Raw genomic sequence first — 9,593 nt, 5'->3', positions numbered from 1 at the left:
TGCGGAGCGTAAGGAGTAGCGCAGCTATCTGAAAGTTTCTTTGGTTCTTTCTTTTCAAAGAAAGAACAGTCACTCACGACACAGTGCAAAATAAAACCTACGAATAAAAACAGAGAGCGTTATGAACGTAAAAATACTGTGGGTTGACGACGAGATCGAGCTGCTGAAACCCCACCTGTTGTTTCTCCAGAACAAAGGATACGAAGTAGAGACCAGCAACAACGGTTACGACGCCATCGAGATGGTGCAGCAGCATCCGTACGACCTGATCATACTCGACGAGATGATGCCCGGGATGACCGGCCTCGAGACCCTGCCCCGGATTAAAGAGTACGCGCCCACCACCCCCGTCGTGATGGTCACCAAATCCGAAGAAGAGAACATCATGGACAAAGCCGTCGGGTCGAAAATCGCCGACTACCTCATCAAGCCCGTCAATCCGAACCAAGTACTCCTCTCCATCAAGAAAAACGTCCACCAGCAGCAGCTCGTCTCCGAGAAAAGCACCGCCGACTACCGCTCCGACTTCGGGAAAATCTCCGTCGCCATGTCCGGCGCACAGAGCTTCGGCGAATGGACCGACATCTACCGGAAACTCGTGCAGTGGGACATCGAACTCTCCGAATCGAACGACAGCAGCGTCCGCGAGATCCTCTCCTACCAATTCAAGGAAGCCAACGACCTCTACGCCCGGTTCGTGAAGAACAACTACCTCGGGTGGTTCGACGACGCCGACCCCGCGCGGCCCACCCTGTCGCACACCCTGTTGCGGCAGCGGCTGTTTCCCGTGGTCGACAAATCGAAAAAGACCACCTTCCTGCTGATCGACAACTTCCGGTACGACCAGTGGCTCATGATCCGGCCCCTGCTCCACAACCACTTCGACATCGCGAGCGAAGAATTTTACTGCGCCCTGCTGCCGACAGCGACCCAATATGCGCGGAATGCACTCTTCGCCGGACTCACGCCGCTCGCCATCTCGAAACTGATGCCAGACCTGTGGCTCAACGACAACCAGGAGGGAGGAAAGAACCGGTACGAAGAAGACTTCCTGCGCCGCCAGCTCCAGCAATTAGGGAAGCCCTACCGGATGAGTTTCGACAAATTGGTGCGGCCGGAGCAAGGGAAAAAACTGCTCGAAAACATCGACCGCCTCTCGAACGTCGATCTGTCGGTGGTGGTTTACAACTTCCTCGACATCCTTTCGCACGCGCGCACCGAGAGCGAAATCATCCGCGAACTGGCCGAAGAGGAGGTCGCCTTCCGGTCGCTGACCCGGTCGTGGTTCGAGCACTCGGATTTGTGGGAGATCATGAAACAGCTCTCGGAGCGGGGGCACACGATCGTCATTACATCCGACCACGGCACTATCCGGGTGGACAACCCCGTGCGCGTGGTCGGCGACCGCGAAACGTCGCCGAACCTGCGCTACAAAAGCGGCCGGAACCTCAACTACGACCCGAAACAAGTCTTCGCCATCACCCGGCCGGAAGAGGCGCACCTGCCCAAGTCGAACCTGACCTCGACCTATATTTTCGCCTACGATCACGACTTTCTGGTCTATCCGAACAACTTCAACCAGCACGTGCGGTACTATAAGAACACGTTCCAGCACGGCGGCATTTCGATGGAAGAGATGATGGTGCCGTATATCGTGCTGAATCCGAAATAACTCCCCGATATTCGGGAGGAAAGGTAAAAAATCGTATCTTTCGACCTGTGAAGTCATCCTGCGATATGAAAACCATCACGATAAAAGGACTGTCCGACCTGCCGGAGGCGGCGGAGGAGTTGTTGGCCGAAATCCGTGCGCGGCAGGCGGCGGTCGTCGCTTTCCACGGGGAGATGGGGGCGGGCAAGACCACGCTGATCCGCGAAATGTGCCGTCAATTGGGCGTCGATCCGCAGGAGGTGAACAGCCCGTCGTTTTCGATCGTCAATGTTTACAGTCCGGCCCAGAAGGAAGGGACTGCCGGAGGGGGAGGACCGGAGGCGGTCTATCATTTCGACTTCTACCGGATCCGGTCGGTCGACGAGGCTTTCGACTTCGGGTACGAGGAATATTTTTTCAGCGGGAATCTCTGTCTGGTGGAGTGGCCGGAGAGAATCGCGGAGTTGATTCCGGAAGACGCTCTGCACGTGCATCTGGCGGTGGTGGACGAGGATACCCGGACGATGGAGATAGAGAATTGACCTTTTGCTGTCTGTCATGTTTCGCCTGAACGCCATACGGATTTCCCTGTTGGGACTGCTCGGGGGCCTTGTCTGGGGGCTGCCGGGGACTGTCGCGGCTGAAGCCTTGCGGCCGGTTCCGATATGCGACTTGGCGGAGATAGAGACGGATAATTCGACCGGGGTGTTTATCTGTGTCGGGGAAATGGTGGCGGAACGGGACATCGCTTTTTTTACGGCAGACCTGCTGGATACCTATAAAATCCTGAAGAACGACGAGCGGAACCTGACGCGTCTGTTCCTGCGCTGCGACCGGAGCTGGGGGGCGACGGCTTATGCGCTGGCTTTGCAGGCGGCGTCGCGCATTCCGATGGATGTGGTGCTGATGGTTTATGATGAGGCGGGACGGGATTGGGAGCGCACGGCGATTCGGATGGGGCTGCTTTACCCGGCAGACTGTCGTCCGTCTTATACGTTCGGTGTTTACTTGAATCGGCAGGAGTCGGTGTGGTGCAAAAGGCTGGAGGTGCCTTTGCGCTGGCGGCGGATGTTCCTCGGCCGGTAGTCTTTTTCTCTGTTTTCGCGCATTCCCCTTGTATATTTCGCGGGATTTGCTATTTTTGCAATAACTGATGAAGGAACGTTTCACATATCTTTCTGTTTCCCGGCTGGCGGTTCGGGGGGCGGGGTGTGGTGTCTCGTTTTCATCGGGTTGCTTGCTTTCCACATGCACAATGACTACCCCTTGGGGGGTGTAGTTTCTTTTTGCCTCCGTCTCGGGGCGCCTGCGGTCTCTTCTTAATTCTTTCTTCATGCGAAGCCAGGCTTCCGCCGCAGTCCGAACTTTAATCTTTTACCGTTCGTTAATTCTGTACCCCACTGTGAGTGACTGTTCTTTCTTTGAAAAGAAAGAACCAAAGAAACTTTGAGATAGCTGCGCTACTCCTTAGGCTCCGCAGTCCTCTTGCATCGAGTTTGCTTTGGGCCGGAGCAATAGACCGCTCTATTTGCTCCTTAGTTCGACCTCGCGCCCACCCCCCGAGCGGCTTCGCCGCTGGGCGCGAAGGTCGGCGGTTCTAAAGAACCGCAATATAAAGAGCGGTCTATTGCTCTCGGCCCAAAAGGATCGAGAACAAGGGAACCCGGCAGGCTCAAGAGATGCGAAGCATCTCAGAAAGTTTTTCTGGTTCTCTTTGTTCACAAAGAGAACAGTTCCCTCAAACATAGGGTAGTGAATAAAACGAACATTAAAAAAGTAAGTATATCATGCGACTGCGAAACGACCAAGAGATCGAGATATTCGCCCCCGCCACCGTTGCCAACCTCGGCCCCGGCTTCGACATCATGGGCATGGCCATAGAAGGCGCCGGCGACAGACTGCTGATTCAAGTCAGGCCCGGCGACAGCTTGAGCATCCGCAACGAAAGCGAGGTATCCCTGCCCAGCGACATCGAAAAGAACGTCATCACCCCCGCACTCCGGGCCATGCTTCAGGCATGGGGCGGCACCCTGGCCATCGAAATAGTCATTCTCCAGAAGATACGCCCCGGCAGCGGGATCGGTTCCAGCTCCGCCTCGTCCGCCGCAGCCGTCGTCGGGTTGAACGAGCTCCTCGGACGCCCCTTCGGCGAGAAAGAACTGATCACCTTCGCCATGGAAGGCGAGCGGCTCGTATCCGGCGGCACCGCCCACGCCGATAATGCCGGGCCCGCCATCGCCGGCGGCATCCTGCTGATCCGCGGCTACGACCCCCTCGACTACATCCGGATACCCGTTCCCGCCCGGCTCTGCACCGCCGTGATCCACCCCCATATTACCGTCAACACCCTCGACAGCCGCGCCGTTATGCGCCGGGAAATCCCCCAGCGAGACGCCGTGACCCAATGGGGGAACGTCGGAGGCCTCGTCGCCGGTCTGCTCACCGCCGACATGGGGCTGATCGGCCGGTCGCTGAAAGACGTGATCGCCGAACCCTACCGGAAACACTTCATTCCCGGATACGATCCGCTCAAAGCCGCTCTCGCCCGAACCGAAGGCGTGCTCGGCTCCAACATCGCCGGCTCAGGCCCCTCCGTCTTCGCCCTGTGCGACGGCCCGCAAGCCGCAGCCGCAGCCGGCGCGATCATGACCCGCCACTTCGGACACCTCGGCATCGAAGCCGACCTGTACGTCGGCCCCGTGGCGGAACGCGGCGCATACGTCATCCGATAACCGTCAATTCCGTGAAACGATGAAATACATCTCGACCCGCACCCCGCAGAAAAGATACAGCCTGCGCGAAGCCGCCTTTCTCGGCTTGGCACCCGACGGAGGGCTGTTCATGCCCGAACGCTTCCCCGCCATTGTGCCGGAAACCGTCCGGGAACTCTCGGCCGAATCCTACCAGGCTTTGGCTGTTCATCTGGCCGGACTGTTTTTCGGCGACGAGCTCGCTCCGCAGGAGATCGCACGAGCCCTCGACCGGGCGTACGACTTCGCCCCCCGCCTCGCCGCCGTGGGAGACCGCCTCCACACCCTCGAGCTGTTCCACGGCCCGACCTTCGCATTCAAAGATTTCGGCGCCCGGTTCATGGGCGCCATGTTCGGCCTGCTGAACGATACGGGCCGCGAACGGGTGATTCTGACCGCCACCTCGGGCGACACAGGGAGTGCCGTGGCCGGCGGGTTCTACGGGATTCCGGGGATAAAAGTGGTGCTGCTCTATCCCGCCGGGCGCGTCAGTCCGCTGCAGGAGAGCCAGATGACCACCCTCGGCGGGAATATCTTTCCGCTGCGGGTCGAAGGCAGTTTCGACGACTGCCAGCGGATGGTCAAAACAGTCTTTGCCGACGGCGGGTTTTGCCGGCAGCGCGGCATCACCTCGGCCAACTCCATCAATCTGCTGCGGTGGATTCCGCAGTCGTTCTACTACTTTTACGGGTGGTACCTGTGGCGCGAGGCGACCGGCTCGACGGAGCCGCCGGTGATCGTGGTGCCGAGCGGCAATTACGGCAACCTGTCGGCCGGGATGTTAGCGGCGCGGATGGGGCTGCCCGTGGGGCGGTTCGTCGCAGCCTCGAATGCCAACGACGTGGTTCCGGAATTCTTGCGGATGGGCGATTACCGGCCCCGGCCTTCGGTGCGCACCGTGGCCAATGCGATGGACGTGGGCGATCCGAGCAATTTTGAACGGATGATGGCCTTGTGCGATGCGGATGTCGACCGGTTGCGGTCGGTCGTCGCCGGATTCAGTGCCTCGGACGACCGGATTCGCGAGGCGATCGCGGAGATGCGGCGGGAGTACGGGTATCTGAGCGATCCGCACAGCGCGGTGGGGTATCTGGCGATGCAGGCATGCGGGGGAAGCGGCGGATTCTGGCTCTCGACGGCCCACGAAGCCAAGTTCCGCGAGGTGTTGCGGGAGGCGCTGCCGGCTGACGCCATACCGGCGGAGTTGCCCCCGGCGTTGGCCGAACGGTTAAGTCTGCCGCGGAAGTACGAACCTTTGGCGGCCGATGCGGGTCTGTTGAAGGAGTATCTTACGACGCTTTAGGCGAATTGTCCGACGCGGCGGGAACCGGTGACGGCGATGATTTCCGGGAGCGGCTGCTCACCACCCGGTCGGTGATATAGACCGTGAAGATCGGCAGCATCATCATGCCGGCGGCGGCCAGAAAGACCGACAGGATTTTGCCTACGGGCGTGACGGCGATGATGTTCGAGCCCACTGTGGTCAGATCCATGCTGGCCCACCACAGCGCATCCCAGTAGGTCGCCACGGCTGTATTGACTCCCTTTTCCGCCACAAAGAAGATCAGGCTGGTGAAATAGGTCACCGCGACCAGAATCGAGAGGTAGGAGACCATCAGACTGGTGGCGTTGCGCTGGGTGAACCAGCGGGTAATCATCACCAGTCCGTACCCTCCGCGAAGCAGCGGAACGAAACCCAGCAGGTAGTGGATTTCGTGGGGGATGGCGGCATGGGTGTAGTGGAGGATATTCAGGTAGGGAATCGAAAAGAGCAGCAGAATGAGGTTGTTGCGCACGAAACGGCCTTTCCGGGGGCTGATGATCCACCGCACTGCGAAGTCGAGGATAAAGATGGAGCAGACGGCGAGCTGTATGCCGAGGGTCGCCCGGCTGTCGGGCCGGTAGCGGCCGGCGGTCAGGATGTCGTATGACAGCGAGATGATGATGGCTAACGATCCGAGCAAGACCAGGATATTGAGCCAGTCGATGATGCGCTTGTCGATTTTGCCGAGGCGTATCTTTTCCATATTCCGGGGTTTAGAGTCGAAAATGGGATGCGCAAAAACAGTGCCATTCCGTCCCTCGACTTGTTATCTGCCAGCGAGATGTTTCCGCCGCGGATATTGCTGCCGGCGTGTGCTCTATTCCCGAAAGATGTGGAACTGAGCCATGACTGTTCGATCGAGCGGCTGGTCGTTACGTTCGCCGGGCAGGGCGCTTAGTGGAAAAAATAGGGGAAGGATGTTGATAAATGCTTGGAGGCACCGCACCTGAAAGCCGTGGCCGCGGTTGTTCGCGTTGCTGGGATTGAGGTTCGTCGTGTTGAAGTTCAAGAAGAACGCGTTGGTCCCGCTGACCGTGGACGACCAACTGTACCCGTTGTTGCCGATTTCGCGGGCCACGCCCTCATAGCCTGCCCGGCCGAAGTCGCGGTAGCCCGGGGCGGGCACCGCGCGCTGCCGAAAAGCCGCAGCGGCTGCTCATTGGGCTGAAGCGACGTATTACCGTGGCTCCAGTCGTTTCCATAACTAATCCCGGCTGCTCGGTGCGGGATCAGTGGGCCGCTGAATTTATCGTTCGCTCTGCCGGAATCTTTCTGTCGGTTCCGGCACTCTGGAAAACATCCTGTCCCCGATGGCAAAGAAACGAAAAAAGACTTGCATATCAGTCATTGGTAGAGTGGAAAAACAGCGCGGGCAGAAAGCCGCTTATCCCCTGAATAGGGCAAGACTGGTTGGAAAGACTTGGTTACTGCATGAACTGACACGAAAGAATATCGGTAGGAGGCGTATGTAAACTGCCGCAAGAATGACATCGCAAGGCAGGTCTTTACACAAGACTTCGACGTGGAGCGTATATTAAGGGCGTTGCATGCCGTGCCAGGCGTCGATATTACTCCGCACGATACGCTTGTCGTTCTCGATGAGTTCAGGATACACCCGAGGCTATCGAGGCTCTGAAATACTTTTATAAAGATGTACCGGAGTGTCATATCGCTGTTGCAGGTTCGCTGTTGGGCATATCGCGGCATAAAGATGTTTCCTACCTTGTCGGCAAGGTAAATGAGATTGGTGTATATCCGATGAGTTTGGGGGAGTTCCTGATTATAAAGGGTGAGGAGGGAATGTACAACCTGCTTATAAACCGAGATTTCAATGTAATAAATCCGCTCCACGAAAAATATGTTGAATTGCTATTATTATGTCGGCGGTATGCCCGAGGCGGTAGACGAGTATGTCCGGACCAGTGCATTGCCGGAGGTGCAGCGCCTGCAGAACGATATATTGACCGGCTACGACCGTGATTTTCGAAACACCTCTAAAGGAGTGGGTGCCGCGAATCAGAATGGTGAGGCAGCCGATACCGCCGCAGCTTTTCAAAGAGAACAAAGATTCATATCCGGAGTATTGCGCAAAGGTGCAAGAGCGGCAGATTTCGAGTTTGCAATCGAGAGGCTTGTAAATGCGGGGTTGGTCTATAAAGTTCCCTGATACACAAAACCTGCTTTGCCGTTAAGCATATACAAGAACTTATCCGTTTTCAAACATATCATTTGGATATAGGTCTGTGGGGAACAATGATCGGTGCTGGGCCAGTTCAGATTTTAGTTGCCAGCACGGTGTTCACGGAATATAAAGACGGTTTGACCGAACAGTTCGTATTGCAACAGATGAAGTGTGTCGGAACTCGCCTACTATATTATCAAGACGGATGATTCTCGCTTGGAACTCGATTTTGTAATACAGCAGGACGGACAACTTCTTCCGATAGAGGTCAAAGCGGGAGGCAATGTACGGGCAAATTCATTGACAAAATTGCTTAAAGATAATCCGAATATGTCGGCACTCGATGCAGTCATACAAAGAGCAGGGACAATTAACAAATATCCCATTATATTGTGTATTGTAGTTCCTGCAAACAGAAAACGCAAGTTATCTGCGTAGCCCCGATTTGTTTTGTTTGCCGAGTTTTTGTGTTGCGGCTTTGGCACAGCGGTGTGTCCAGCGGAGGTTGTCCCCGTCTTTGTCGCGACCCCAGTTGTCGGTCGAAGAACTACCGCCACCGTCCGACGGAGTTGTTGCCGGGCCTCCTGCCATTCCGATAAATAGTGCGACCGCAAGGTTAGTCAGTTCCTGCCAGTTGGCGACTTCGCGGTAATCAAATTCGTCGTCAAACATAACCGGTCTATTTTTCAAAAAATAGGATAGACTATTGTAATGGGTTTACATTCATCTTTTTACAAAGATTATCATTGATATGCTTTTTGCGGATCCGCAAAGGGGGTCAAGAACGGTCTGAAAGGGCATATCCAGCGCTATAAAATACAAAGATTGCGGACGACGATTTGTAGGCGGGCGACGTTTTAATCACGGACTGCATCGGGGGCAAACAAACTGTCGCTCAACTGAAAGTCAGGTATGGTGTCAGTCATAGCACAATCTTCCGCGATCTCGAGGGGATGCGATATGTCTGGAAAATCTCGAAATACAAGTAATTCAGATGGACACGACATACTGGGGCTGTGACTTTGGTCTGATAGTCATCGAAGAGGCCCTGCAGAAAAAGGTTCTGTGGCGCAAGTATGTAGCCCACGAGACGACAGTGTCTTATATGGATGGCGTGCAATGGATGAAAAAGCACAGCTTTAAGATATGCGGTGTGGTCATGACGGGATGCGGGGATTCGCTCAGGCTCTGCGGCCACTTCCAGTTCTGTTGTGTCAATCCCACCAAATATCTGACGCAGGACCGGAATCGGATACCCGGAGTAGGTGTAGGTGATCGATCTCCCAAATACAAACAACGGACTGGAGGGAATCTTCTCGGGCACCAAAACGACACTGCGCGTGCACAGCGGCTGACACGCGAACATAGAATGAAACTTATCGATGAGTATCTTTCCGGAAACTATTGCTCCCGACGCTCATTACCCGAAATGTCCATTAGGTCTATTTTATTGAAAATGCGGACAAATTGCGGACACAGCAGAAAAATAAAAGCCTCAAATAGTTTATTAACAATCACTTGAGGTTTTCTAAAAGTACCGGATACGGTTCCGGAGAGTATAAAATCGTATTTTGCAGGACGCAACTTGCAGGCGTGTGCGGGAATATGTGCGGGGTATCGTAAAAAAAGCGCCTCGGCGGTATGTGTACCGCCGAGGCGCTTTCGGCAAAAAGGAGTGCATCGGCT

General features: G+C 55.9%; 10 protein-coding genes. 7 read left to right on the top strand and 3 right to left on the bottom strand.

What is annotated here, in order from left to right:
* Positions 1–121 precede the first annotated feature (121 nt).
* From Q0Z93_RS08265 to thrC, 5 genes are all read left to right on the top strand, one after another.
* The gene (locus Q0Z93_RS08265) at positions 122–1,672 is read left to right on the top strand and encodes a response regulator (RefSeq protein ID WP_298064465.1); all 1,551 of its coding nucleotides are present in this window, start codon (positions 122–124) and stop codon (positions 1,670–1,672) included.
* Between the two features lie 65 nt (positions 1,673–1,737).
* On the top strand, positions 1,738–2,193 hold the full coding sequence (gene tsaE / locus Q0Z93_RS08260) for a tRNA (adenosine(37)-N6)-threonylcarbamoyltransferase complex ATPase subunit type 1 TsaE (RefSeq protein WP_298064464.1): 456 nt from the start codon (positions 1,738–1,740) through the stop codon (positions 2,191–2,193).
* Positions 2,194–2,209: 16 nt separating this feature from the next.
* Positions 2,210–2,737, top strand: coding sequence for a hypothetical protein (locus Q0Z93_RS08255; RefSeq protein WP_298064463.1), 528 nt, complete (start codon positions 2,210–2,212; stop codon positions 2,735–2,737).
* Positions 2,738–3,438: 701 nt separating this feature from the next.
* The gene (locus Q0Z93_RS08250) at positions 3,439–4,383 is read left to right on the top strand and encodes a homoserine kinase (protein WP_298064462.1); all 945 of its coding nucleotides are present in this window, start codon (positions 3,439–3,441) and stop codon (positions 4,381–4,383) included.
* 19 nt (positions 4,384–4,402) lie between these two features.
* On the top strand, positions 4,403–5,704 hold the full coding sequence (gene thrC, locus Q0Z93_RS08245; protein WP_298064461.1) for a threonine synthase: 1,302 nt from the start codon (positions 4,403–4,405) through the stop codon (positions 5,702–5,704).
* On the opposite strand, the gene Q0Z93_RS08240 is transcribed toward thrC, so the two are convergent.
* Complete coding sequence (locus Q0Z93_RS08240; RefSeq protein WP_298064459.1) at positions 5,691–6,428, bottom strand: potassium channel family protein; 738 nt, start codon at positions 6,426–6,428, stop codon at positions 5,691–5,693. The two genes, thrC and Q0Z93_RS08240, sit on opposite strands and share 14 nt — an antisense overlap.
* Positions 6,429–6,455: 27 nt before the next feature.
* Between Q0Z93_RS08240 and Q0Z93_RS08235 the strand changes: the two genes are divergently transcribed.
* Positions 6,456–6,623: a hypothetical protein gene (locus Q0Z93_RS08235; protein WP_298064458.1), complete on the top strand. Its 168-nt coding sequence runs from the start codon at positions 6,456–6,458 to the stop codon at positions 6,621–6,623.
* 725 nt (positions 6,624–7,348) lie between these two features.
* A complete protein-coding gene (locus Q0Z93_RS08230; protein ID WP_363291677.1) occupies positions 7,349–7,705 on the top strand; it encodes an AAA family ATPase in 357 nt (118 codons plus the stop codon).
* A gap of 628 nt (positions 7,706–8,333) precedes the next feature.
* Here the strand turns inward: Q0Z93_RS08230 and Q0Z93_RS08225 are convergent.
* The gene (locus Q0Z93_RS08225; protein WP_298064457.1) at positions 8,334–8,579 is read right to left on the bottom strand and encodes a hypothetical protein; all 246 of its coding nucleotides are present in this window, start codon (positions 8,577–8,579) and stop codon (positions 8,334–8,336) included.
* Positions 8,580–9,308: 729 nt separating this feature from the next.
* The coding region (locus Q0Z93_RS08220; protein ID WP_298064456.1) for a hypothetical protein at positions 9,309–9,593 on the bottom strand (285 nt) is incomplete at its 5' end.

It is taken from the genome of uncultured Rikenella sp. (assembly GCF_947628055.1).
In the GTDB taxonomy this organism is placed as follows: domain Bacteria; phylum Bacteroidota; class Bacteroidia; order Bacteroidales; family Rikenellaceae; genus Rikenella.
This window is presented reverse-complemented; position numbering and strand designations above follow the sequence as displayed.

Bases quoted from the DNA above. Each gene is read 5' to 3' on its own strand.
- Q0Z93_RS08265 (WP_298064465.1), top strand. From the start codon at position 122: ATGAACGTAAAAATACTGTGGGTTGACGACGAGATCGAGCTGCTGAAA.
- tsaE (WP_298064464.1), top strand. From the start codon at position 1,738: ATGAAAACCATCACGATAAAAGGACTGTCCGACCTGCCGGAGGCGGCG.
- Q0Z93_RS08255 (WP_298064463.1), top strand. From the start codon at position 2,210: ATGTTTCGCCTGAACGCCATACGGATTTCCCTGTTGGGACTGCTCGGG.
- Q0Z93_RS08250 (WP_298064462.1), top strand. From the start codon at position 3,439: ATGCGACTGCGAAACGACCAAGAGATCGAGATATTCGCCCCCGCCACC.
- thrC (WP_298064461.1), top strand. From the start codon at position 4,403: ATGAAATACATCTCGACCCGCACCCCGCAGAAAAGATACAGCCTGCGC.
- Q0Z93_RS08240 (WP_298064459.1), bottom strand. From the start codon at position 6,428: ATGGAAAAGATACGCCTCGGCAAAATCGACAAGCGCATCATCGACTGG.
- Q0Z93_RS08235 (WP_298064458.1), top strand. From the start codon at position 6,456: ATGCGCAAAAACAGTGCCATTCCGTCCCTCGACTTGTTATCTGCCAGC.
- Q0Z93_RS08225 (WP_298064457.1), bottom strand. From the start codon at position 8,579: ATGTTTGACGACGAATTTGATTACCGCGAAGTCGCCAACTGGCAGGAA.